Origin of the sequence: Streptomyces sp. AA4 (assembly GCF_000158875.1) — a bacterium.
Taxonomy (GTDB): Bacteria; Actinomycetota; Actinomycetes; order Mycobacteriales; family Pseudonocardiaceae; genus Amycolatopsis.
The window spans coordinates 8,194,917-8,218,521 of sequence record NZ_GG657746.1; the positions used below are offsets into that span (position 1 = coordinate 8,194,917).

Annotated in this window: 23 protein-coding genes; 15 read left to right on the forward strand and 8 right to left on the reverse strand. The window is 69.0% G+C overall.

Features of this window, described 5'->3' with window-relative positions; all coding sequences use genetic code 11:
• Positions 1 to 73: 73 nt before the first annotated feature.
• Entirely contained in the window at positions 74 to 745 is a 672-nt protein-coding gene (locus SSMG_RS37500) for a hypothetical protein (protein WP_199786097.1), read from the forward strand.
• A 152-nt stretch (positions 746 to 897) separates the two neighbouring features.
• The gene (locus tag SSMG_RS37505) at positions 898 to 1,536 is read left to right on the forward strand and encodes an HNH endonuclease family protein (RefSeq protein ID WP_037716180.1); all 639 of its coding nucleotides are present in this window, start codon (positions 898 to 900) and stop codon (positions 1,534 to 1,536) included.
• Positions 1,537 to 1,755: 219 nt separating this feature from the next.
• On the opposite strand, the gene SSMG_RS37510 is transcribed toward SSMG_RS37505, so the two are convergent.
• Positions 1,756 to 3,633, reverse strand: coding sequence for an FAD/NAD(P)-binding domain-containing protein (locus SSMG_RS37510; protein WP_037716182.1), 1,878 nt, complete (start codon positions 3,631 to 3,633; stop codon positions 1,756 to 1,758).
• A 317-nt stretch (positions 3,634 to 3,950) separates the two neighbouring features.
• On the opposite strand from SSMG_RS37510, the gene SSMG_RS37515 reads away from it, so the two are divergent.
• The 3 genes from SSMG_RS37515 to SSMG_RS37525 all read left to right on the forward strand — a co-directional run bounded on the left by SSMG_RS37515 (position 3,951) and on the right by SSMG_RS37525 (position 7,296).
• On the forward strand, positions 3,951 to 5,210 hold the full coding sequence (locus SSMG_RS37515; RefSeq protein ID WP_037716184.1) for an MFS transporter: 1,260 nt from the start codon (positions 3,951 to 3,953) through the stop codon (positions 5,208 to 5,210).
• Between the two features lie 323 nt (positions 5,211 to 5,533).
• The gene (locus tag SSMG_RS37520) at positions 5,534 to 6,718 is read left to right on the forward strand and encodes a GGDEF domain-containing protein (RefSeq protein ID WP_037718634.1); all 1,185 of its coding nucleotides are present in this window, start codon (positions 5,534 to 5,536) and stop codon (positions 6,716 to 6,718) included.
• Positions 6,719 to 6,789: 71 nt separating this feature from the next.
• The gene (locus SSMG_RS37525) at positions 6,790 to 7,296 is read left to right on the forward strand and encodes a GNAT family N-acetyltransferase (protein ID WP_009084883.1); all 507 of its coding nucleotides are present in this window, start codon (positions 6,790 to 6,792) and stop codon (positions 7,294 to 7,296) included.
• Here the strand turns inward: SSMG_RS37525 and SSMG_RS37530 are convergent.
• Both SSMG_RS37530 and SSMG_RS37535 read right to left on the reverse strand, forming a co-directional pair.
• Positions 7,277 to 8,170, reverse strand: coding sequence for a Scr1 family TA system antitoxin-like transcriptional regulator (locus tag SSMG_RS37530; RefSeq protein ID WP_037716186.1), 894 nt, complete (start codon positions 8,168 to 8,170; stop codon positions 7,277 to 7,279). The genes SSMG_RS37525 and SSMG_RS37530 overlap by 20 nt on opposite strands.
• 110 nt (positions 8,171 to 8,280) lie before the next feature.
• The gene (locus tag SSMG_RS37535) at positions 8,281 to 8,691 is read right to left on the reverse strand and encodes a DUF3151 domain-containing protein (RefSeq protein WP_009084886.1); all 411 of its coding nucleotides are present in this window, start codon (positions 8,689 to 8,691) and stop codon (positions 8,281 to 8,283) included.
• A 234-nt stretch (positions 8,692 to 8,925) separates the two neighbouring features.
• On the opposite strand from SSMG_RS37535, the gene SSMG_RS37540 reads away from it, so the two are divergent.
• The gene (locus SSMG_RS37540; protein WP_009084888.1) at positions 8,926 to 10,083 is read left to right on the forward strand and encodes a hypothetical protein; all 1,158 of its coding nucleotides are present in this window, start codon (positions 8,926 to 8,928) and stop codon (positions 10,081 to 10,083) included.
• A 101-nt stretch (positions 10,084 to 10,184) separates the two neighbouring features.
• On the forward strand, positions 10,185 to 12,107 hold the full coding sequence (locus SSMG_RS37545) for a UvrD-helicase domain-containing protein (protein WP_009084889.1): 1,923 nt from the start codon (positions 10,185 to 10,187) through the stop codon (positions 12,105 to 12,107).
• 18 nt (positions 12,108 to 12,125) lie between these two features.
• On the opposite strand, the gene SSMG_RS37550 is transcribed toward SSMG_RS37545, so the two are convergent.
• The 3 genes from SSMG_RS37550 to SSMG_RS37560 all read right to left on the reverse strand — a co-directional run bounded on the left by SSMG_RS37550 (position 12,126) and on the right by SSMG_RS37560 (position 14,827).
• On the reverse strand, positions 12,126 to 12,782 hold the full coding sequence (locus SSMG_RS37550; RefSeq protein WP_009084891.1) for an MBL fold metallo-hydrolase: 657 nt from the start codon (positions 12,780 to 12,782) through the stop codon (positions 12,126 to 12,128).
• Positions 12,783 to 12,869: 87 nt separating this feature from the next.
• The gene (fbaA, locus tag SSMG_RS37555; RefSeq protein WP_009084893.1) at positions 12,870 to 13,901 is read right to left on the reverse strand and encodes a class II fructose-bisphosphate aldolase; all 1,032 of its coding nucleotides are present in this window, start codon (positions 13,899 to 13,901) and stop codon (positions 12,870 to 12,872) included.
• 104 nt (positions 13,902 to 14,005) lie between these two features.
• Positions 14,006 to 14,827, reverse strand: coding sequence for an LLM class F420-dependent oxidoreductase (locus tag SSMG_RS37560; RefSeq protein ID WP_009084895.1), 822 nt, complete (start codon positions 14,825 to 14,827; stop codon positions 14,006 to 14,008).
• Between the two features lie 62 nt (positions 14,828 to 14,889).
• Here SSMG_RS37560 and SSMG_RS37565 point away from each other — a divergent pair, with 62 nt between their 5' ends.
• The 3 genes from SSMG_RS37565 (at position 14,890) to SSMG_RS37575 (ending at position 17,259) form a co-directional block, all read left to right on the forward strand.
• Complete coding sequence (locus SSMG_RS37565) at positions 14,890 to 15,804, forward strand: aldo/keto reductase (protein WP_009084897.1); 915 nt, start codon at positions 14,890 to 14,892, stop codon at positions 15,802 to 15,804.
• A gap of 82 nt (positions 15,805 to 15,886) precedes the next feature.
• On the forward strand, positions 15,887 to 16,777 hold the full coding sequence (locus SSMG_RS37570; RefSeq protein WP_009084899.1) for an SDR family oxidoreductase: 891 nt from the start codon (positions 15,887 to 15,889) through the stop codon (positions 16,775 to 16,777).
• 8 nt (positions 16,778 to 16,785) lie between these two features.
• Positions 16,786 to 17,259: a pyridoxamine 5'-phosphate oxidase family protein gene (locus SSMG_RS37575; protein ID WP_037716190.1), complete on the forward strand. Its 474-nt coding sequence runs from the start codon at positions 16,786 to 16,788 to the stop codon at positions 17,257 to 17,259.
• Here the strand turns inward: SSMG_RS37575 and SSMG_RS37580 are convergent.
• Positions 17,256 to 18,254, reverse strand: a complete 999-nt coding sequence (locus SSMG_RS37580) for a zinc-binding dehydrogenase (protein ID WP_234392785.1) — start codon at positions 18,252 to 18,254, stop codon at positions 17,256 to 17,258. The two genes, SSMG_RS37575 and SSMG_RS37580, sit on opposite strands and share 4 nt — an antisense overlap.
• Positions 18,255 to 18,368: 114 nt before the next feature.
• Between SSMG_RS37580 and SSMG_RS37585 the strand changes: the two genes are divergently transcribed.
• The 4 genes from SSMG_RS37585 to SSMG_RS37600 all read left to right on the forward strand — a co-directional run bounded on the left by SSMG_RS37585 (position 18,369) and on the right by SSMG_RS37600 (position 22,533).
• Positions 18,369 to 19,136, forward strand: coding sequence for a helix-turn-helix transcriptional regulator (locus SSMG_RS37585; protein ID WP_037716192.1), 768 nt, complete (start codon positions 18,369 to 18,371; stop codon positions 19,134 to 19,136).
• Between the two features lie 75 nt (positions 19,137 to 19,211).
• Positions 19,212 to 20,681 carry an NAD(P)/FAD-dependent oxidoreductase gene (locus tag SSMG_RS37590; protein ID WP_009084907.1) on the forward strand — a complete coding sequence of 490 codons (1,470 nt, stop codon included), beginning with the start codon at positions 19,212 to 19,214 and terminating at the stop codon, positions 20,679 to 20,681.
• Positions 20,678 to 21,538, forward strand: a complete 861-nt coding sequence (locus tag SSMG_RS37595) for a metal-dependent hydrolase (RefSeq protein ID WP_009084909.1) — start codon at positions 20,678 to 20,680, stop codon at positions 21,536 to 21,538. The genes SSMG_RS37590 and SSMG_RS37595 overlap by 4 nt, the downstream gene beginning before the upstream one ends.
• Complete coding sequence (locus SSMG_RS37600; RefSeq protein WP_009084910.1) at positions 21,535 to 22,533, forward strand: PDR/VanB family oxidoreductase; 999 nt, start codon at positions 21,535 to 21,537, stop codon at positions 22,531 to 22,533. The genes SSMG_RS37595 and SSMG_RS37600 overlap by 4 nt, the downstream gene beginning before the upstream one ends.
• On the opposite strand, the gene SSMG_RS37605 is transcribed toward SSMG_RS37600, so the two are convergent.
• Positions 22,530 to 22,814: a YciI family protein gene (locus tag SSMG_RS37605; RefSeq protein ID WP_009084912.1), complete on the reverse strand. Its 285-nt coding sequence runs from the start codon at positions 22,812 to 22,814 to the stop codon at positions 22,530 to 22,532. The two genes, SSMG_RS37600 and SSMG_RS37605, sit on opposite strands and share 4 nt — an antisense overlap.
• 195 nt (positions 22,815 to 23,009) lie before the next feature.
• Between SSMG_RS37605 and SSMG_RS37610 the strand changes: the two genes are divergently transcribed.
• Entirely contained in the window at positions 23,010 to 23,585 is a 576-nt protein-coding gene (locus SSMG_RS37610; RefSeq protein ID WP_050788522.1) for a SigE family RNA polymerase sigma factor, read from the forward strand.
• Positions 23,586 to 23,605: the final 20 nt, after the last annotated feature.

A 23,605-nucleotide genomic window follows, 5' to 3' on the forward strand; every position in this document is an offset into this window, starting at 1 on the left:
ACACTCCAGGTGTTCGGCAATAGGAATAGTGACCCCGGACGGGGGCACGGGTGGCGCTGGTAAATGCCGGTGCATGACTTTAACGGAGGACACCGGAGTGCGCGGAATAGTGGTGGCCTGCGGTGCCGCGGCGGATCTGCCCGCGCGGCTCGGCGACGTCCCGCTCGTGCACGCCGGGCCGCGGCCCGGCAAGGCGGAAATCGACCCCTTGCTGGGGGAACACGACCGGCTCGTCGTCCTGGGCGCCGACGCCGACCTCGCCGCCGTGGTGGTGCGTCTCATGCGCCGCGAACTCCTCCCGGGCGTGTCCGTCGGTTTCGTCGCCACGGAGTCCGGCTCCCGCGTCGCCGCGCACTGGCGGCTGCCCGCGGACCCGGACGAGGCGTTCGCGCTCGCCTGGAAGGGCGAGGACGCCGAGATCTCCCTCGTCCGCGACGACACCGGCGGCGTGCTCCTCGGGCACGCGACCCTGCGGGATGTCAAGGGCCAGGCGTATTGCGACGAACAGGTGGCTTTCGACGGCACGGTTTCCGGCATCGAGGTCGCACCGGACGACTCCGGAGTGACCGCCCGAATCACCCGCGGCAAGCTCCTCAAACGGTCCGCGACGTTCCGCGGCCGCGCCTTCCAGCTCGGCTGCGTGCCGACGTCTTCGCTGGTCATCGACGGTGTCCCGCAGGAGCGCGAGATCACCCGGCGGACCTGGTACCGGCACACCGCCGACCTCCGCGCGGTCCGCGGCTGACCCTCCCGCGCCGGACGAGGTTCAAGCGAACTTGGACTCTCGGTGACTTTCCGTTTACAGAAGGTCGGTTTGCTGTCACCTGACGGTGTTGCGCACGCCACTTTCGTGGTCAAAGGTGAATCAGTCCCGCATCTGACCAGGAAGGCAGCAATATGCCGACCACTCGCACAGTTCGCAACTCCTTGACCGTCCTGGCCGGCGTCGCGCTGCTCGGCTCGGTCACGGTCGGCGTCGCCGACGCCACGCCGCCGGGCATCCCGTCGGCGGACACCGCGAAGAGCCAGCTCTCCGGTCTCACCGTGAAACCGGACGGCTCGCAGACCGGCTACAGCCGCGACAAGTTCCCGCACTGGATCGACCAGGGCAACAGCTGCAACACGCGCGAGATGGTGCTCAAGCGCGACGGCACGAACGTCCAGGTCGGCTCCGACTGCTATCCGACGTCCGGCAAATGGACCTCGCCGTACGACGGCGCGACCTGGAGCTCACCGTCCGATGTGGACATCGACCACGTCGTGCCGCTCGCCGACGCGTGGCGCACCGGGGCCTCGTCCTGGACCCAGGCGCAGCGCCAGGCCTTCGCCAACGACCTGTCCGACCCGCAGCTGATCGCGGTGACCGACAACGTGAACCAGGAAAAGGGCGACAAGTCGCCGGACCAGTGGAAGCCGCCGTCCACCGGATACTGGTGCACGTACGCCAAGATGTGGGTCACGGTCAAGTACAAGTTCAAGCTCACCGTGAATTCGGCGGAGAAGTCCGCACTGACGGACATGCTGGGCCGCTGCTGAGTCGTTCGGCCCTGCCGCGGGCGCCGTCGCCGTCCTATGGTCCGAACCATGCGAAAGGTCACGGCGGCGGTGCTGGCGGTGTTCCTGGTGCTCTGCGGAGCAGTCCCGGGTTGTCGAACGACGCGCTAAACCGGGTGATCGACGGTTGGGAGTACTTCAACTCGCTGCCCGGCGACACTGCCGCGCCATGGGAATGGGCGCAGCAGATCGCACCGGCGGTCAAGGGTTAGCCAGCCGCAGGATTTCCCTTGCCAGCGCGTCGTTCTGCCGGAACGAGATCGCGTTCGTGCGCGGTCGCGTGAAGGCCCCTGCCGAGCGGACGCTCGTGTGCGGGCCTACCGCGAACCGTCGTGGATGCGGGGATCCGTCCGCGGTGACCAGGCGGAAGTCGTTGAGCATCGTGGCGATCCGCCCGGACGGCAGTGTCGCGCCGTCGACATCCGGCACGGTTTCCTCAGCCAATGCGCCGCTGTCTCGCAGATTCCGCAACAGCGGGTCGGACACGCGCGGGACGCTCGCGTCCGGCAGTCGTGCCTCGATCAACGTCCGCGCGGTGACCGTGTCGGGATGGCTGGTGCTCGACGCGACGAACGCACCCGTCGCCTCGTCGGCGGCGATCGAGAGGTTCGCCCCGAGGAACGACACGACGCCAGCATCCTCGAGAGCGAGCAGTTCGTCGAGCCGTCGCGGTGGCGGACCGCTTGCGTAGTAAGAGAAAAAGCCGTGGAACCAACCGTCCATCTCGGCCACTTGGGACGCGGCGGTCAGCTGTCCGGTCGCCAGCAGCGCGGGCAGCTGACCGATCACCGACAGCAGAGCCATGAACGCGCCGAGATCCGCACTGTGGTGCACATCCGCGCGCCGCGCGAGGTCGGATTCGATGTATTTCCGCACCGCTTTCCCGAATTCCTCGCCGGAATCGAAGCGGCGGCCCGCGAACGGGCGATCCAATCGCTCCAGATCGAGCCGGTCTTCCCGGGCCGGCACCGCAGCGGCGATGAGCGCGTCCATTTCGGCCGAGAACCACGGCAGGTCGGCGAATTTGTCCGCGAAGACCGCGTAATCCGTGCGCACGCGTTCTGGATGTCCGGTGAACAACTCGGTGTAGTACGCCCAGGCGAGTTCTTTCGCGATGAGCGGCCACACGTCCGCACGGAAGCCGAGCGGACCGGTCAGCCCCTCGATGGCGCGCTGGTCGAAGAATTTGGGCAGCTGCAACGGTTTCCCGCGCAACCGGTAACCGGTCTTCGCGTGGTATGGCACCCCGCGCCGGGAACCGACGTGCAGGATCGGCTCGGCACCGCTGAGGTGATAGCGCAGCCCGCCGCACGGCAGTTCCTCGAACCGGCCGCCGCGACCCTCCGTCAGCAGCAGCATCAGATCCACGAACGCGAGCCCGAAACCCCGGACTAGCACCGGTTCTCCGGCGGGCACCGCGGAATAGTCGACGTCCGCGGTGTAGCCAGCGGGGTAGTAAGACAGCTGGTGCTGCTCGGCGAACGCCTCCAGTTCGCGTTCCCGAGAGTCGGGGACCGCGTCGAGGTGGCCGACAGTCAGCACCACGGCATCGGCGGACACTGTGGTGCCGTCGGAAAGCCGCACGGTCTCGTCTTCGTCGACGCTCTCGGCGGCGGCGAGGTGCTCGACCACCGAGATGCCGGGCGGCAGTTCGGCCACCACCTTGCGGTAGAACCACTCCAGGTACCGGCTTTGCAGCCGCCGGGTCGGGAAGTCCGTGGAAGTGAGCGATTCGAACTCCGCACGGACGTCGTCCGGCACCGGATAGGACAGCGTGCCCGCGCGCACCTGCCGCACCCATTCGATCAGCGACGGACCCGGCCGCACCGGACCGTCGATCCGGACAGTGTCGTCCGTGAACACGGTGACGTCCTCGGGCATCGAGTTCATCCGCAGCAGCGGCGACTGCTCGTACCGCCACACGCGGCCGGGGCCGGGCGGGAACGGGTCGATGAGATGGACTTCGATCCGCCGGTCGCCGAGCAGGCCGGCGGCGTTCGCGGACAGCCGTTCGAGGACGCCGACCCCGCGAGGTCCGGCGCCCACGATGGCGAGCGTGAACGTCGGGAGAGCGGTCACCCGGGCGAAGCTACGCGGCTGGGCGCCCGCGCGGCGGCCGTTCCACAGTGCGGACGACGCACCCGAACGGATGTGGCACAAACCACAAAGATCGAACCCACCCCGGCCGACAGTGCGGAGCGCTATCGTCTGGACACGTGGCGAACTGATCGTGACCTGTCGGATACCGGCTAAAGAACCTAGAGAATCACCAACAGTCACGAGACACTGAGCTTGACAACTCACTTCGTGTGACCGGCCCGTGACCAGGAGGATCTAAGGTCACCCGTTGGTCACTAGTGCGGCACAGTCCGCACACAGCAGCGGGGAGTACACGCATGACGACAGCACCACACCGGGTCACGTTCCGCGAGGTGTTCGGAGTCGCCGAGTTCCGCGCGATGTGGTTCGGCGAACTGCTGTCGATCGCCGGCGACCAGCTCGCCCGGGTCGCGTTGTCCGTCCTCGTCTACGCCAACACCGGTTCCGCGACGCTGACCGGCCTCACCTACGCGCTCACGTTCTTCCCGTCGCTGCTGGGCGGCATCTTCCTCACCGGACTCGCCGACCGCTTCCCACGCCGGGCCGTCATGGTCACCGTGGACCTCACGCGCGCGGCCTTGATTCTGTGCGTTGCCATTCCGGGACTGCCGTTCTGGGCACTATGCGTGCTCGTCGGCTGCGTTTCGCTGCTGAATCCGCCGTTCAAGGCGTCTCAACTGGCATTGCTCCCGCAGGTGCTCGAAGGTGACCGGTTCGTGGTCGGCATGGGCATCCGGAGCATGACGGTCCAATCCGCGCAGCTGCTCGGTTTCGCCGGCGGCGGCGCGCTGCTGCTCGCGATGGACGCCCGCCTCGCCCTGGTGCTCGACGCGGGCACGTTCGTCCTCTCCGCGCTCTTCCTCCGCTTCGGACTGAAGGCCCGCCCCGCGGCCGCCAGCGGGGAAAAGCGCAAGCCGTTCTTCTCCTCGCTCAGCGCGGGCGGCCGGGTCGCCTTCGCGACCAGCGCGTTGCGGTCCCTCATGGTCTTCACGTGGCTCGCCGGGCTGATGCCGGTATACGAAGGCATCGCCGCGCCGTACGTCGCTTCCTCGGGCGGCGGATCCACCATGATCGGCTTGCTGCTCGCCGCCGACCCGGTGGGCAGCGTGATCTTCACCTTCGTCTACACGCGCTGGGTGCCCGCCGGGATCCGGCCGAAGCTGATCGGCCCGATGACCGCGCTCGCCGCGATCCCGCTGCTGCTCTGCTTCCTGCAGCCGGGTCCGATCGTCTCGGTGCTCCTGTTCGTGATCTCCGGCGGCTTCGGCACGATCGCGCTGCTGCAGGCGACGGCGTCGCTGACTGTCGCGGTCCCGGACGAGAGCCGGGCGCAGACGATGGGGCTGTCGAACACCGGATTGACCACGACGATGGGCGTCACTCCGCTGATCGGCGGGGTCATCGCCGACCACGTGAGCGCTCAGACGACCGTCGGGATTTTCGGGCTGGCCGGGTTGCTCATCACGATTCCGCTCGCGATCGCGTGGCAGCGGAGTGTCTCCGGGCAGGCCGAAGAGGGGTCAGCGAAGGAAGCCACACGCGCCGAGCCTGCCTGAATACCCCGACATGCCCCGCGCGTGAGGCCCTGACCTGCGCGACCTTGCGGTGCTGCTACGCGGTCACTGTTCCTTGCTGCGCATCGCTGGTCACCCTTCATCCGGCGTGTTCGGGAAAAATGTACACACCTAAGGCCCTTGTGGACAGGCGGCAAACGGTCTGAAACTGTGCGTAAGGCGAGTGTCACTGTCGATCCGCGCAAGACCCGGGGGGAAGAATGGTCACATCGGGGGAATTTTCTGGTCTGGGGCTGCGCGACGCGGTTTCCCGGTGGTCGCTCTGGTCGAGGCCGCGGCAGTGGGTCGCGGTCACGCTGACGAGCATGGCCGTCACGGTGGTGCTCACCGTGGTCAGCACGCTGGTGTTCCCGGTCAGCCTCCACCAGCTCGGCATCCTCGGCATGCTCGCCGGCCTGGCGATCGCGCAGACCGAGGTCACGCGGCAGATCGAGCGGCAGCGCCGGATGCTGAGCCAGGGCCCGCACATCACCGTCACGTCGGTGTGGCTGCTTCCGGCCGCGCTGCTGGTGCCGCCGCAGCTGGTCGCCGCGCTGGGCGTGATCATTTACGTCTACCTGGCGTTCCGCAGCTGGAACGGCACGCGCCCCGGCGAGGCGCACCGCGTCGCGGCCAACGCGACCACGATGATCCTGTCCGGTTTCGGCGCGGCGCTGGCCGGACACCTCACGGACGGCCACAGCGTCACCACCGTCGTGGCCGGTGCGCTCGGGTATTTCCTGGTCAACACCGCGCTGACCGGCCTCGGCCTGTACCTGACCGACCCGGCGAAGGCGACGGCCGAATCATGCCTGGGCACGATGGACGACAACCTGCTGGAACTGGCGACCCTGTGCGTCGGCGGGCTGCTCGTGATGGTGCTGAGCCACGAACCGCTGCTGTCGGTGCTGGTGATCCTGCCGCTGTACGTGCTGCAGCGATCGATGCTGATCAAGCGGCTCGAGGAACTCGCGACCACGGACCAGAAGACGCAGCTGCTCAACGCCACCACCTGGCAGGACGGCGCGCAGCGCGAGATTTCCCGCGCCGAGCGCGAGAACGGCAGCTTCGGCGCCCTGATGATCGACCTCGACCACTTCAAGCGGATCAACGACACGTTCGGCCACCTCGCCGGCGACGACGTGCTCAAAGCCGTCGCCGCGGTGGTGAAGCAGGAGACGCGGGCACACGACCTCGTCGGCCGGTTCGGCGGCGAGGAGTTCGTGGCGCTGCTGCCGTCGACGTCGAAGGAAGACGCGATCGTGACCGCCGAACGGATCCGGCAGCGGATCAGCGAGCTGGTGATCCCGACCCAGACGAACGAGGGCGAGGCGGTCTCGATCGAGAATCGGACCGCGTCGATCGGCGTGGCCGCGTTCCCGCTGGACGGGACGAGCATCGAGGAAGTGATGGCCGCGGCCGACGCCGCGGTGTATGCGGCGAAGAACAGCGGCCGCAACCGGGTCGTCGGCTCGGTCAACCCGGCCCGGGAACTCGCGGCGGTCGCCTGACGGCCTCGGACCCGGCCGGCACCCTCCCCCGGCCGGCCGGGTCCATCCTTCGCGACCGCCGGGAATTCGACATGACTGCTGTACCGCTCATCGGGATCCGCCCCGCCCGCGACGACGAACTCGCCGTTGTCGCCGCGTTGCGCTGGCGGTGGGTCGCGGAGAAAGACGGGCTGCCGCACCGTAATCGGGACGAGTTCGTACGCGAGTTCGCCGACTGGGCCCGCGCACACGCCGAAACGCATCGCTGTCTGGTGGCGGTGCGAGACGAGCGCGTGCTCGGGATGGCGTTCCTCGCGCTGACCCCCAGAGTGCCGACGCCGCACGACTTTTCGCGGATCTGCGGCGACGTGCAATGCGTGTACGTCGTGCCGGAAGCACGCGACAGCGGCGTCGGCGGGCTGTTGATCGAGGCGACGCTGCGGCTGGCCGCGGAACTCGGGCTGGAGCGGGTGACCGTGCATTCCTCGGATCGCGCGATCCCGGCTTATCTGCGGCACGGGTTCTCGGTGTCGAAGAACCTGCTGCAGAGCGAACTGCGGATCGCGGTCGACGTACCGGCTAACCGAACATATTCCTAGGCCCCTCCCGCCGTTTCCCCTGCGCGATCTCCCGGAACTCCCGCGCGACGCGCTGCACGAACGCCGCCGAGGCGCGGGAGTCCAGGGAGATGTCGCGGATCCGGTCCGCGACCTCGCAGTACGTGTCGGTCCCCTCGTCGAGGAGGAAGGCGCCCGAGTACTGGTGCTCGAAGTAGACGATCGGGTCGCCGACCTCCACGTGGTACACGCAAAACCGACCGGCGAGTCCCGGATGGCCGCCGTGGCCGGCGGGCACGACGCGGACCGACAGCTTCGCGGAGGTCGCCATGAGATCGGCGAGGAACCGCAGCTGCCGGGCCATCGTCTCGGGCCCGCCGACCGGATTGCGCAACGCTGCCTCGCCCAGCAGCACCTCACACGGAATCGCGCCGGGGCCGACCACGAGCGGCCTGCGCATCATCCGGATCTCCGCCTGGCGTTCCGCGTCCTTCAGCGGCAGTCCGTCGGCGAGGAACAGCGCCCGCGCGTAATCCGGGATCTGCAGCAGTCCCGGCACGAGAAGCGGCTGCCATTCGACGACTGACGTCGCGGCGCGTTCGCAGGCGAGCAGCCCGCCGAGATGGTCCGGGTCGGACTGTTTGCCTCGGGCGACCCAGCCCGGTTCGGCGGTGCCGCGCGCCAGTTGCAGGATCCGTTGTTTCTCCGCACCCACGACGCCGAGCGCGCCGAGGATGCCCGCGACGTCCTCCAGCGCGGGAACTCGTTGTCCCAGCTCCCAGTTCGACAGCAGCGCGGGGTTGGTGCCGACTCGGCGGGCGAGTTCGCGCAGTCCGAAACGGGCGTCGATCCGGGCCTCGCGCAGCGCGGTGCCGAGGGTGCGGATCCGGGGGGTGAGCATGGCCGTGCCTCGCATGGCCGCCTTTGTAGGTGTCACCAAATGCGAACACCTCTAGCTGTCACCCGAAGGTGGGCAAACGGCCGGTCGCGCCCCGGTTTTCGCCAGGGCGCGACCGGCCGCCCGCGTCACTTCAGACCGGTCGCCTCGGCCGCGGCCGGGTCGGAATCGGCGAGGAACGTCTTGCAGCGCTCGTACTCCTCGGACTCGCCGATGCGGCCCGCGGCGGTGCCGAGCGCGGCGAGCGCGCGCAGGAAACCCTGGTTCGGCCGGTGCGCCCACGGCACCGGGCCGAAGCCCTTCCAGCCGGCGCGGCGGAGCTGGTCGAGTCCGCGGTGGTAGCCGGTGCGGGCGTAGGCGTAGGCGGCGACGGTCTCGCCGTCGGCGAGCGCGCGTTCGGCGAGCGCGGCCCAGGCCTCGCTGTAGTCGGGGTGTTCGGCGGCCACGGAGGTCGGGTCCGTCCCGGAGTCGAGCGCGGCCTGCGCTTCGGTGTGCTCGGGCAGCAGCGTGGGCTCGGGGCCCAGCAGGTTGTGCGTCATGCCGCCATTGTGCCCACGATGCTCGCGGGTCAGAGGAACAGGCTGGTCAGCACGCCTCCGCCGGCCAGAACGAGTGCTGCGATCAGCACGGCGGCGACAGCTCGTTTCGGCATCATGGGCCGACACCCTGCCGTGCCGGATGGTGCCAGGGCAAGTCCGCCACCCGTAGGGGTGAACCCCGGTTTTTGCCCCTTCTCCCGCCGCGTCCTCTTGCGGCAGGGAATGATGGCGCCTATGACGAAGGCGGTTGAAGGCGTCGCCGGCCCCGCGGTCCCGCGCGGACCCGTGGGCAAGACCAGGCTTTTCTTCGCGACGCACTGGCACCGCGGCGCACCGGGGCAGCCGACTCCGGCGTGGGTGCTGCGGTTCTGTTACGGCATGTGGCTGACCGCGTTCGCGTTCAAGCTCCTCGGGTCGTCGTGGGACATGTCGTGGCACTTCAAGTGGCTGCGCGACGACCTCGCCCCGCCGCACCTGATCAACACCGTCGGCACGGTGATCATCGTCGTGCTGGTGGCGATCCACAGCTACACCGGCCTCGGCTGCGACCGGCGCTCGCTGCGGCTCATGCAGGCCGGGCTGATCGTGTTCCTGGTCGCCGCGCCGCTCGACGTCATCAACCACCGCGTGAACGGCCTCGACCTGACCGCGTGGAGCCCGTCGCACATGATGCTGTACCTCGGCACCGGGATCATGCAGGCGGGCGTCCTGCTCGGCTGGCTGCGGCTGTCCCCGCCGGGACGCTTCCGCACCGGGGTGCTGCTCGCGCTGTGGGCATTCTTCCTGGAGAACACCTTCTTCCCGAACGGCCAGCAGGAGTACGGGATCCTCGGCCTGCGCGCCTGGGAACGCGGCACGCCCGAGGCCGAGCCGTCGCTGCTTTCCTTCGCCGCCAACCAGATCGGCCACCCGGTCGACCGGGCCGCGGTCGTGCACTTCACGATGCCGATCCCGGAGTGGGTGTACCCGCTGTGGGGCATCGGGGTTTCGGCGCTGATCCTCGTGCTGGCGCGGAAAACCGTCGGACGCCGCTGGGCCGCGCTGACCGTGGCCGGCGCGTATGTCGCGTACCGCTGCGTGATGTGGCCGCTGCTGCTGGCGCTGGGCTTCCCGGTGTCGACGGTGCCGTTCTATCTGCTGGCCGTCGGGATCGCGGTGGATCTGGCTTTCCTCCTGCCGCGTCCTGCGCTGGCCGGAGCGGTTTTGGTGACTGGGCTCGGGTACGGCGCGTTCTGGGTGCAGTCGCAGTTGCGGCCTTGGCTGCTCGGGGAACAGCAGACGGAATCGGCGCCGCCGGTCGCGTATTGGACGGCTTTGGTCGCCGTGGTGGCGGTGTTCGCATTGTGGGCTGGGGCTGAGCAGTGGGCTTCTCGGCGTGCGGTCGCGGCTTGACGCGGCGCTGCCATTCGAGTGATTTGCGATCATGAGCGCCCCGAGCTGATTGCTTTTCGGAATACTGCGGATACCAGCAGTAACCTCGGGGAGGGGGTTTCGTGGCGCTCAGTTCGCACGCCCGAAAGCGGCAGCTTGCCGCAGACCTGGTGTCGGAGCGGTATCCCCAGCTGACTTCCTTGCAGCGCAACGTGTTCACCGAACTGGTCGCCCGAACCGCGGAGGGCTGGCAGCTCGCGGTGCACACTGGCGCGGCCCCGGCGGCGGACGCCTACCTGATCGGCCGGGTCGGAGTGTTCGCGATTGTTGTCGCTGATCCAGCGCCGGATGCCAGGACGATGCAGGCGGTGCTGCGCCAGGTCGACGAGCGGTTCGCCGCGTTGTCGCTTCCCGGGGAACGGCGCGTCGCCGCGAGCGCGGTCACCCCGGTCGTGATCGGCGCTCCGAATTCCCCGGCCGGACCGCGCAATGCCGGGCCGTTCTGGTCGCTTCCCGCCTCCCGGCTCGATCAGCTTTTCCGGCGCGACGCCGTGCATCTGACCACGAAACAAGCCGCGCGGATCGCCGGTGCGCTGCGCCCGGTGCTGGACGGGTACGACTGGCCGAAAATCGAGGTGCCGGCCGCGGAAGCGGAGCCGTTCGAGCTGCTCTCCGCGGAAAGCGTCGCCGAGAACGAGCTGGCTGCGGCGGTGGAGCGGCCGTTCGACACCTGGATGACGTTCCTGCACCCGGACCAGGCGGCGCTGGCGACGCGGAATTACGGCGGTCCGGCCCGGATCAGCGGACCGGCGGGCACGGGCAAGACCGTGGTGGCGCTGCACCGACTCCGGCACGCGGGGCGGCGCAGCACCGGTCCGTTGCTGTTCACGACGTTCGTGCGGAATCTGCCGCCGGTGAGCGAGACCGCGTTTCGCCGGCTGGCCCCGGAGATGGCGGACCGGGCGCAGTTCGTCAGCCTGCACTCGTGGGCGAGTTCTTTCCTCGCCAGCCGGGACATCCACCTGAACATTTCCTTCGAGACCTCGTTCAATCTCGCCTGGGGAGCGCACCGCGGCGCGCTGCCGGACGACGTGCCGAACTACTGGGCGGACGAGGTGCACCGGGTGATCAAGGGCCGAGGCATCAAGACCCTCGACGAGTATCAGCGGGTAATCCGGCGCGGGCGGCGGCGACGCCTCGACCATCGCCAGCGCGCGACGGTCTGGCAGGTTTATCAGGATTACCAGAAGAATCTCGCGGAGCGGAACGCGCACGATTTCGACGATCTGCTGACTCGCGCGCTGGAGGAGCTTGAGCAGCGGCCGCTTGAAGAGCCGTACGCCGCCGTGGTCGTCGACGAGGTGCAGGACATGACGCTGACCGGCCTGCGGCTGCTTCTCCGGATGGCCGGAGACGGACCGAACCAGCTGCTGCTCGTCGGCGACGGCCAGCAGCAGGTCTACCCGGGCGGCTGGCGGCTTTCCGACGCCGGCATCCCCGTTCAGGGCCGGGGCGAGGTGCTCAAGGTCAACTACCGCAACCGCACCGGAATCCTGGACTTCGCCCGGCGGATCGCGGCCCTCAACGAGGTAGACGACCTCGACGGAGCGGCCGGAGTCGCCCTGCGCGACGCGGCGGCGGTCAACGACGGCGGGATCGCGAAGTCCTGGGAGGGCACCGAATCCGAACTGCCGGAAGCATTGACCGCCGCGGTGCGAGACCTCGACGTCCCGCACGGCGAGAGCGCGCTGATCGCCTTCAGCAACAAGGATGCCTTCAAGTGCCGGAAACTATTGGACTCGGCCGGTGTCGCCACTCAGCCGATCGAACAACACACCGGCGAAACCGGCGACCGGCTGTACGCGGGGACCGTGCACAAGGCGAAAGGACTGGATTTCCGCGCGGTGCTGGTGGTGGACTTCCTGCCCTCGGAGCCGGAAGACCCTGCGACCGAACAAGAAAAACGCGAGCTGCGGAACCGGCAACGGCTTGTCGCCGCGACCCGCGCCCGCGACTTCCTCTGGTGGGCTACTGTTCGGTCCTAATTGGACAGAAGATGCCGGTCACCAGCCGCGTTCGCGCCACTCCGGCAAGCTCGGCCGCTCCGCGCCCAGTGTCGTGTCCTTGCCGTGGCCGGGGTAAACCCAAGTCTCGTCGGGCAATTCGCCGAAGATCTTCTCCTCCACGTCCCTCAGCAACGACGCGAAGCGAGCCGGGTCCTTCTCCGTGTTCCCGATTCCGCCCGGGAAAAGCGAATCCCCGGTGAAGACGTGCGGAATGCCTTCCGGGTCGCGATAAACGAGCGCGATGCTGCCCGGCGAATGACCGACCAGATGCCGAGCCGTCAACTCGACCTCGCCGACGCGGATGATGTCGCCGTCGTCCACCGGCACGTCGATGCGGGCCTTGATCCCGGCGATGTCGTCGCGGCCAGCATAAGTACGGGCGCCGGTTGCCTCGACGACCTCCTCCAGCGCGATCCAGTGGTCCCAGTGCTGGTGCGTCGTCACGATCGAAGCGAGACCACCGTCGCCGATCAGGGCTAGCAGGGTCTGCGGATCAGCCGCCGCGTCGATCAGCAGTTGTTCGCCGGTGGCACGGCAGCGCAGCAGGTACGCGTTGTTGTCGATCGTGCCGACGGAGACTTTCGAGATGGTCAGGCCGCTGGTCTCCCGCACGTCAGCGGGACCGCCGGTCGTCACCACTCCGGTGTAGGTCAATGGAGCTCCTCCCTCGTTACGACTCCAGAACCAAGCAGAAAGGCCGCCCCGACAGCAGGTCGAGACGGCCTCCCGCCAGAAAACCCGTCAGCCCAGCTTCTTGCCCGCCGAGCCCAGCGCCTGCGTAGCCTCGACCACGCGGGCCGCCATGCCGGCCTCCGCGGCCTTGAGGTAGCTGCGCGGGTCGTAGACCTTCTTGTTGCCGACCTCGCCGTCGATCTTCAGCACGCCGTCGTAGTTCTTGAAGAAGTGGTCCGCGATCGGACGGGTGAACGCGTACTGCGTGTCGGTGTCCACGTTCATCTTCACCACGCCGTACGACACCGCCTCGCGGATTTCCTCCGGGAGCGAGCCCGAACCGCCGTGGAAGACCAGTTCGAAGGGCTTCGAGCCGGCTGCCAGGCCGAGCTTCTCCGACACCACTTCCTGGCCGCGCTTGAGCACGTCCGGACGCAGCTTCACGTTGCCCGGCTTGTACACGCCGTGCACGTTGCCGAACGTCGCGGCCAGCAGGTAGCGGCCCTTCTCGCCGGCGCCGAGCGCGTCGACCGTCTTCACGAAGTCGCCCTCGGCGGTGTACAGCTTCTCGTTGATGTCGTGCGCGACGCCGTCTTCCTCGCCGCCGACGACGCCGATCTCGACCTCGAGGATGATCTTGGCCGCCGCCGCCTTGGCGAGCAGCTCCTGCGCGATCTTCAGGTTCTCGTCCAGGTCGATCGCCGAACCGTCCCACATGTGGGACTGGAACAGCGGCAGGCCGCCGCCCCGTACGCGTTCGGCGGAGATCTCGATCAGCGGGCGGACGAAGCCGTCCAGCTTGTCCTTCGGGCAGTGGTCGGTGTGCAGCGCGACGTTGACGTCGTACTTCGCCGCCACCACCTGAGCGAACTCGGCCAGCGCGGTCGCGCCGGTGACCATGTCCTTCACCTTCTGCCCGGACGCGAACTCCGCGCCGCCGGTGGAGAACTGGATGATCCCGTCGCTCTCCGCCTCGGCGAACCCGCGGATCGCGGCGTTCACGGTTTCCGACGAGGTCACGTTGATGGCCGGGTAGGCGAATTCGTCCTTCTTCGCCCGGTCGAGCATCTCCGCGTACACCTCGGGGGTGGCGATGGGCATCGGTTCCTCCTCGAGACGACTGGCTTCTACAGCGGCATCGTACGAGGTGGACCGGCCGGGGCGACCGGCCCTACCTCACACGAGACGAAACCGACTGGAGCGATTCAGAGCAGCTCGGCCGCGATTGCCCGGTAGGCAGGGAACGGATCCTCGTCCAGCGACTGCACGCTGACGTGGTCCGCGCCCGCGTCGAGGTGCGCCTGCAGGCCCTTGGCCAGCGCTTTTCCGTCGCCGTGGACGGCCAGCGCGTCGACCAGCCGGTCGCTGCCCTTCCCGGCGATGTCCTCCTCGGAGAAGCCGTATTTGCGCAGGTTCGCGGTGTAGTTGGACAGGCCGAGATAGAACTGCACCGTTTTGCGGCCGGTCTCGCGCGCCCGCTCCGGATCGGTGTCGAAGACGACCTTCTGCTCGGGCGCGAGCAACGCACCGGAGCCGATGATCTCGCGCGCGGCCCGGGTGTGGTCCGGGGTGGTCAGGTACGGGTGGGCGGCCGCGGTGCGGTCGCGGGCGAGTTCGAGCACCTTCGGGCCGAGCGCGGCCAGCGCGCGCGACTGCGTGGGCACGCCGGCCGCGTCGAGCGCGTCCAGGTAGTCGACCAGCGCCGCGTACGGCTTCTTGTACTCCTGCGTGTGCTCGCGGTGGCCCGCGCCGACGCCGAGCAGGAACCGGCCCGGGTGCTTTCGCTCGATCCGGTGGAAGGCCCGCGCGATGCTCTCGGGCGCGTCGGCCCAGATGTTCACGATCCCGGTCGCGATCTTGATCCGCTCGGTCGCGGCCAGCAGTTCGTCGACGATCGCCAGGTCGCCGCCGGGAGAACCGCCGAGCCAGATGGTGCCGTAGCCCAGTTTCTCCACCTCGGCGGCGAACGCGCTGTCCACCGCGGCCGACATCCGCCACACGCCTAGCTTGCCCAGTTCGATAGCCATGTCCCGCCCAACGCGCGAGAACCCGGTTTTCCTCCCGCTCCGGCCGGATTAGGTTCGAAAGCATGACGAAGCTCGGCACCACGGAACTGGATATCCACGGCCTCAACCTCGGCTGCAACGTCTTCGGCCACACTGCGGACGAACCCACGTCATTCGCTGTTCTCGACGCGTACACCGCGGCCGGCGGCAACTTCCTCGACACCGCCAACACCTACGGCGGCGGGGGCGGTTCCGAAACGATCATCGGCAACTGGTTCGCCAAGCGCGGCCGCCGCGACGACATCGTCCTCGCCACCAAGGTCGGCATGGGGGACCAGCGGCCCGGCCTCTCCGCGAAGAACATCGCCGCCGCGGTCGAAGAATCGTTGCGCCGTCTGCAGACCGACCACATCGACCTGTACTACGCACACAAGGACGATCTCGACACTCCGCTCGAAGAGACCCTCGGCGCGTTCGACCAGCTCGTCCGCGACGGCAAGGTCCGCTACATCGCGGCCTCCAACTACGAACCGGACCGGCTCGCCTCCGCACTGTCCATTTCGGACCAGAACGGCCTCGCCCGATACGTTGCCCTGCAACCGCATTACAACCTGGTCGAACGGGATTACGAGCGCGAGCTGGCCCCGCTCGTCGCCCGGGAGAACCTGGTGACGTTGCCGTATTTCGGACTGGCCAAGGGATTCCTCACCGGCAAGTACCGTTCGAAGGACGAGCCGGGCGACTCGCCGCGTGCTCCGCGGGCGCTGGAATACCTCGACGCACGGGGCGAACGCGTGCTCGCCGCGCTGGACGAGGTGGCCGCCGCGCACCAGGCCTCGGTCGCCACTGTGGCGCTCGCGTGGCTCCGGCAGCAGCCGACCGTCGCCGCGCCGATCGCCAGCGCGCGCAACCCGGAACAGCTGGTCGACCTGCTCGCCTCGGTCGAGCTGAACCTGACCGACGCCGAACTCACCGCTTTGGGCGAAGCGTCGAACTGATACTTACCGAGGAGTAGCTTACTGCGGGTAGGTTGTTGTACGGTGCCCTCCGGACAGGCGAAAACCGGCTCAGGAGGGCACCGTGGCTCAGAAGCAGGTCGACGGCAAGGTCGTGCTCATCACCGGAGCCGCTCGCGGGATCGGAGCCGGCCTGGCCGAGCGGCTCGCCGCGCGCGGCGCCAAGGTCGCTCTCGTCGGGCTCGAGGCCGACGAACAGGAAGCGGTCGCCAAGCGGATCGGGCCCAGCGCGAAGTCCTGGGAAGCCGACGTGACCAGCTGGGACGACCTCGAGCGCGTCACCGCGGGCGTGGTCGAGCAATTCGGCGGCATAGACATCGTCATCGCCAACGCGGGCATCGCGACCGCCGGGTTCGTGCGCTCGGTGGACCGCGCCGCGTTCGAGCGGGTGATCGAGGTCGACCTGCTCGGCGTGTGGCGCACGTTCCGCGTGACGATGCCGCACGTCATCGAACGCCGCGGTTACCTGCTCGGCATCTCCTCGCTCGCCGCGATCACGCACGCGCCCGGCATGGCGAACTACGCAGCCGCGAAGGCGGGCGTCGAGGCGTTCTGCAACAGCCTCCGCGCAGAGGTCGCGCACCTCGGCGTGAAGGTCGGCGTCGCGCACCCCACCTGGATCCGCACCGACCTGGTCGAAAGCGCCGACGCGCACCCGGTGTTCGGCAAGCTGCGCGCCGGGATGCCGGGCCTGCTCGGCAAGACCTACCCGCTGGACGTCGCGCTCGACGACCTCGAGGCCGGGATTCTGCGCCGCGCCCGCACGATCCACGTGCCACGCTGGGTCGGCGGCCTGAAGCTGCTGCGCTCGTTCCTGCCGCCGATCGTCGAACTCGGCGCGCGGACTCGGGTGCCGGCGGCGGACCGGGCCGCGCTGAAGGACGTCGAGGAACGCGGCGCGTTCGAGTCGTCGGTCAACGGCCACGGCGGGCGCGCGGCCACCAAGCGCAGCTGAGGAGCGCCATGTCCCGTCGCGACCAGATCCGGATGACGCCGGAGGAGGTGCAGGCCTACCTGGCCGAGCAGAAGGTCATCAACGTGGCCTCGATCGGCCCGAACGGCAGGCCGCACCTCACCGCCCTCTGGTACTACCCGCACGAGGGCGGGGTCGCGACGTGGACGTATGGCACCTCGCAGAAAGCGAAGAACCTGCGCCGGCTGCCCGAGGCCACCGTGCTGATCGAAAGCGGCGAATCGTACGACCAGCTGCGCGGGCTCTCCTTCGAGGCGGACGTCGAGTTCGTCGAGGACACCGAGCAGGTCACGGCCATGGGGATCGCGCTGATGATGCGCTACTCCGGGGCCGAACCGGGTGCGCCGGTTCCGGACGAGCTGCGGACCTTCATCGAACGGCAGGCCCCGAAGCGGGTCGGGCTCGTCCTGCGTCCGACGAAGATCGCGAGCTGGGACCACTCGAAACTCGGCGGCGGTTACTAGGGGAGCAGGGCGACGAAGCTCAGCCCGGATGTGCGTTCCGCCAGGTCGAGAGCGGATTCCGGATCGTCCAGGCCTACCTTCAGCAGCTCCACGGCGGAGAGGTCCAGCGCCCCCGAGCGGACGAGGTGCCACACCGTCCGCACCGTCTCGTCGTCGCTCATCCACGAGCCGCGCAGGGTGAGTCGGCGGTGCATGAATTCGCCGTACGGGATGGTCAAGTCCTGGCGTACGCCGCCGACGAGCACGAGGGTCCCGCCCACCCGGAGGCTGTCGTAGGCGGCCATCGTCGCGTCCGCCGTCGGGGTGGCACCGAGCGCGTCGAGGGCGACGTCGACCGGACCGATCGCCGCCGCATCCGTGGCGCGATCGCCGGTCAGCTGGTGGGTACGCACGCGCGGGCCAAGTTCGGCCAGGCGGTCGAGCGCCGCTTTGTTGCGCCCCACCGCCGTCACCGTCGCCGCGCCTTCCGCCAGCGCCAGCAGCACCGCGGCCCCGCCCATCTGACCGGTCGCACCGATGACCGCGACGTCGCGGCCAGCCAGCGAACCCGCGGTGTGCAGGCCAGCCGCGGCAACGCAAAGCCATGGCAGGAACGCCAGCCGCGCCGGGTCGGGGTAATTCTCCGCTCCAGGCAGTATGACCATCGTTTCCTTGGCGCACAACGCTTTCTCCGCGAAGGCACCGTCGCGCCACACCTCGCGCATGCGGTCCGTGCGCTCGTTGCTGCCGGAGGCGCCGAGGCCGACCCAGCCGACCAGGATTTCGTCGCCGTCGCCCGCGTTGAGCAGCGCGGTGTCCAGCACGATGTCGCCCGGCGCGACATGGAAGACGTCCGGCGCGACGGCGGTCACGCGGCCAATGCACGACGGGCCGAGGATCAATGGGACCGGCAGTCCGCCGCGACCGCCGGTCACCACCGCGTTCGTGTAGGCCGGGAGATGCGCGGCGAGCACCTCCACGACTACGCCACCGCCTTGCAGCGCGGGTTCCGGCACTTCAGAGAGACGCAGGCCTTGTGCGTCAACGTTCCAAGCTCGCATAGGACCCAGCCTCGCGCGCCGTTAAGCTGGTATCCAGAATCGCGTTATTCTGGTACTGGAGGTTCTAGGGTGAGCGTCGAACTGGGCACCTTCCTCCGCAGCCGCCGCGAGCGAATCTCCCCGGCCGACGCGGGCCTGCCGGTCACCGGACGCCGTCGCACGCCCGGGTTGCGCCGCGAGGAGCTGGCCCTGCTGGCCGGAATCAGCGCCACCTGGCTCACCTACCTCGAACAGGGCCGCGACGTCCGCCCGTCCGACCAGGTGCTCGACGCCTTGGCCCGGGCCCTGCGGCTGACCAGCACCGAGCAGGAACACCTGCGCCGCCTCGCCGACGGCGGCGCGACCCCCGAGGACGCACCCGAGGAAGCCGCGCCCGAGGTCGCGGGCGTCCCGGCGATGCTGGGCGACCACCCCGCGTACGTCACCGGCATCTGCTACGACCTGCTCGCCTGCAACGACGCCGCCGCGGAGCTGTTCCAGCACATCGAACCGGGCGCGAACGTCGTCCGCTGGATGTTCACCGAGCCCGCCGCCCGCGAGATCCTCCTCGACTGGGAGCAGGAGGCGCGCAACATCCTGGCCCGGCTGCGCGCGATCGCCGGACGGCATCCCGGCCACCCTCGCGTGACCCGGCTGGTGGCCGAGCTGACCGAGGCGAGCCCCGAGGTCCGACAGTGGTGGCCGCAGTACGAAATCCAGTTCAGCCACGCAGGTCAGAAGCGCTTTCGGCATCCAAGGCTTGGCGCGGTGACGGCGACGCACGCCGCGTTCCACGTGGCCGAGCGCCCGGAGCAGACACTCGTCGTCTATCGCCTGCCGAGCGGTACTGACGAGTAGGAAGTACTTTCGAGTAACTGTTACCTGAGGTAACATCAACGCTGCCAGACCCCCAGCGCAGCGGAGGCCGACAAGATGACCGAGCGGTTCAAGGTCGTGATCGTGGGCACCGGGTTTTCCGGGCTCGGCCAGGCGATCCAGCTCGAAAAAGCGGGCATCCGGGACTACGTGATCCTGGAAAAGGCCGACGAGGTCGGCGGCACCTGGCGGGACAACTCGTACCCGGGCTGCGCGTGCGACGTGCAGTCGCACATGTACTCGTTCTCCTACGCGCAGAACCCGGACTGGAGCCGGTCGTTCTCGCCGCAGCCGGAGATCTTCGACTACCTCAAGGGCGTCGCCGACAAGTACCGGCTGCGCGAGAAGATCCGGTTCGGCACCGAGATCACCGGCGCGCACTGGGACGAGGGCGAACGCCGCTGGACGGTGGAAACCAAGGGCGGCACCGAGTTCTCCGCGCAGTTCCTCGTCGCCGGCGTCGGCGGACTGCACATTCCGCAGATCCCGAAACTGCCCGGGATCTCCAAGTTCAAGGGCCAGACCTGGCATTCGGCGCAGTGGAACCACGAGTTCGACTTGGCGGGCAAGCGGGTCGCGGTGATCGGCACCGGCGCGAGTGCGGTGCAGTTCGTGCCCAAGATCGCGCCCGAGGTCGGCGAACTGACGCTGTTCCAGCGCACGCCGCCGTGGATCATGCCGAAGCCGGACCACGCGATGCCGGGCTGGGCGAGGCAGTTGTTCAAGCGCGTGCCGGGAACCCAGCGGCTGTACCGCAACGCGTTGTACTGGATGCTCGAATCCCGCGCGATCGGCTTCAACGGGCATCCGAAGCTCATGCAGGCCGCGGAAATCCTCGCGCGCCGGCACATCGCGAAGGGCATCAAAGACCCCGTACTGCGCCGGAAAGTCACGCCCGACTACACGATGGGCTGCAAACGCGTCCTGCTGTCGAATGACTACTTCCCCGCGCTGGACCGGCCGAACGTCGACGTCGTCACCGACGGTGTGGCCGAGGTCCGCGCGCACAGCATCGTCGACACCGCCGGGGTCGAGCACGAGGTCGACGCGATCATCTACGGCACCGGTTTCAAGGTGACCGACGCGCTGGAGTACCTCGACATCACCGGCGTCGGCGGCCGCGATCTCGCGAAAACCTGGGCCACCGAAGGGATCCAGACGCACAAGGGGATCACCGTGTCCGGGTTCCCCAACCTGTTCTTCCTGCTCGGCCCGAACACCGCGCTCGGCCACAACTCCGTGGTGTTCATGATCGAATCGCAGTCCCGTTACGTGGTCGACGCGATCCGGCTGGCCGATTCCCGCGGCGCGGCGGCACTGGACGTGCGGCCGTCGGTCCAGGACGAATTCCAGCAGCAGATCCAGGAAAAACTCGTCAAGGGCGTGTGGACCCAGGGCGGCTGCAAGAGCTGGTACCTCGACGCGAAGGGCGTCAACCGGACGATCTGGCCGGGCTTCACGTGGCGGTACTGGCTGGAGACGCGGCGCGTCGAGCCGAGCGACTACGAGCTGAGCGGCCGGTCATGAGTGCCGACCACGAGCAGATCGTCCTGCACGCCAGGGACGTGGCGTTCGACTGGTCGAAACTGCCGATGCACTGGATTCCCGGGCACCCGCAGGCCACGCACAGCATCAACGTGCTGCACCTGGCGCTGCCCGAGGGCGAACGCTGGTTCGTCGAGGTGTTCAAGCAGGCCGTTCCGCTGATCCGCGACGAGCGGCTCAAGGAGGACGTGCTCGGGTTCATCGGCCAGGAGGCGATGCACGCCGTGGCGCACGACGGCGCGGCGGAACACCTGGAGTCCGCCGGGGTTTCCGTGCGGCCGTACATCGCGCAGATGGAGTGGATGTTCCGGCGGCTGCTCGGCGACCGGCCCGGAGCGAGCCGGGAATGGCTGATCGAACGGCTGGCGCTGATCGCCGCGATCGAGCACTACACGGCGTTTCTCGGCCAGTGGATCCTCGACGCGAAGGAACTCGACGCCGCCGGGGCCGACGAGACGATGCTGGATCTTCTTCGCTGGCACGGCGCGGAGGAGGTCGAGCACCGGTCGGTGGCGTACGACCTGTTCTGCCACCTCGACGGCCGTTACGGTCGGCGGGTGCGGTCGATGCTCGTGGTGACACCGGTGCTGGCGTGGATTTTCCTGCGCGGCACCCGTTTCCTGATGAAGAACGACCCGACGCGTCCTGGCCGCACCAGCTGGCGGGCCTACCGGCGCGCCGCCCGCCAGGGCCTGCTGCCCGGACCGCGCGAACTGCTGCGCGAAATCCGGCCGTATTTCCGGAAGTCCTATCACCCCACCGAAACCGGCAACACCGACCAGGCGGTGGCGTACCTGGCGAGTTCGCCCGCGGCCCAGGCCGCCGACGCTCCGCGATGACCGCACCGCAGTTCCCGCCCCGGCTCGACGGCAGCGGCAGGCGCGACCGGCTGATGTCCACTTTGGTCGCGGTCGGAGCGGCTTATCGCAAGCTGGCCGAGGTTTCCGACCGACGGCGTCCGCCCGTGCGGGAGGTCGACCGCCGTCTGCCGTTGGTCGTCGACGCCGTGCGCACCGAAGCCGACGACGTGGTGAGTCTCCGGCTCGTGCGGCCGGACGGAAACCCGCTCCCCGCTTGGCGTCCCGGCGCGCATCTCGACCTGCTGCTGCCTTCCGGAACGGTGCGCCAATACTCGCTGTGCGGCTCGCCTTCCGACCTGTCGCATTACCGGATTGCCGTGCGGCGCATCGGTTCCGCGTCCGCTGAGGTGCACGCGCTCACGGCCGGAACTCGCGTGACAGTACGCGGGCCGCGCAACGCTTTCCCGTTCGTCAGCGCGCCCGCGTACCACTTCGTGGCGGGCGGAATCGGGATCACGCCGATCCTGCCGATGGTGCGGCGCGCGGAGGAGAGCGGCGCGGAGTGGCGGCTGGTCTACACCGGCCGTTCCCGGGAGTCGATGCCGTTTCTCGACGAACTCCCGGCCGAGCGGGTGCGGATCCGGCCGGACACGGAGTTCGGCATCCCGGCGTCCGGCGCGGAACTGCTGGAGGAAATGCCCGCCGGCGCCTCGGTGTACTGCTGCGGCCCGATGCCGATGATCACCAGTGTCCGCGTCGATCTGGCCCGCACGGACGCCGCGGCGGTCTACTTCGAACGGTTCTCGCCGCCGCCCATCGTGGACGGCGAGCCCTTCCGCGTGGTCCTGCGCCGCAGCGGGCTCACGCTCGACGTGCCCGCCGACCGCTCCACGCTCGACCTGGTGCGCGAGGTGCTGCCGGACGTGCCGTACTCGTGCCGCCAGGGCTTCTGCGGCACCTGCGAGGTGGCGGCCGAGGACGGCGGGCGCGTGCGGATCTGCGTCGACCGCGGGCCCGCCGTCCTGGAGCTCTAGTTCTGCGCGGGGACCCAGTCGCCGAGCACCGGCTTGAACTCGCGAACCGTGCGCTCGGCCACGACGCCCTCGAGCGCGTACGGGTCGTTGTCGATCAGCTCGGTCAGCGCCGCCTCGTCCTCGGCCTGCCAGAGCACCAGCCCGCCGGAGTTGTCGGCGAGCGGCCCGGCGACCGCGACCCGGCCCGCGGCGACGTGCTCTTTCAGGTACTCCCGGTGCCGCGGCCGGACGTCGGCCAGCTTCTCCTGGACGTAGCGGATTTCGACGAGGTACCAGGCCATGCGCTTACTCCCGGGGTGAGCACGACAGTGACCCCGCAGACGCTACCGGTGACCGCCGGGCGGACGCACCATGCGAGCGGTGGCAGCGGGAGGCCAACCCGATAGGCTAGGCGCGGGCGGAACCTGTGCGCACGCTGTGCCTATCGCGCGCCAATGGGCCTGCTGAGCGGACATGTCGAGGACAGGCGGGGATACATGCTGGAGGGGAACGCGGAACGCAGCGTCGAGGCGACCCTCGGCCACCTGCGGACCATGGACGGGCCGGTCCCGGCGCAGCCGCCGGCCGCCCCGCTGACCCTGGAAGACCTCTACCGGCAGCACCGGATGCGGCTCGTGCGGCTGGCCATCCTGCTGGTCGACGAACCGGCCACGGCCGAGGACGTCGTGCAGGAGGCCTTCACCGGCCTGCACCGCAACTGGGGCAGGCTGCGCGACGCCGCCGCGGCGGTCGGCTACCTGCGCACCGCGGTGGTCAACGGATCGCGCAGCGTGCTGCGCCGGCGCAAGACCGCCCGCGAGTACGTGCCCCCGCACGCGGTGAACGCCCGGTCCGCGGAAAGCCTCGCGATGCTCTCCAGCGAGCACCAGGCCGTGGTCAGCGCCCTGTCGAAGCTTCCGCCGCGCCAGCGCGAGGTGCTCGTGCTGCGCTACTACGGCGGCCTGAGCGAAGCGGAGATTTCGGAAGCCGCGGGCATTTCGAAGGGCACCGTGAAGTCAACCGCCAGCCGGGCGCTGGAGGCGTTGCAGAAGGCAATGCAGCCGCCGCAGTGACCTGGGCGGACCAATCTCGC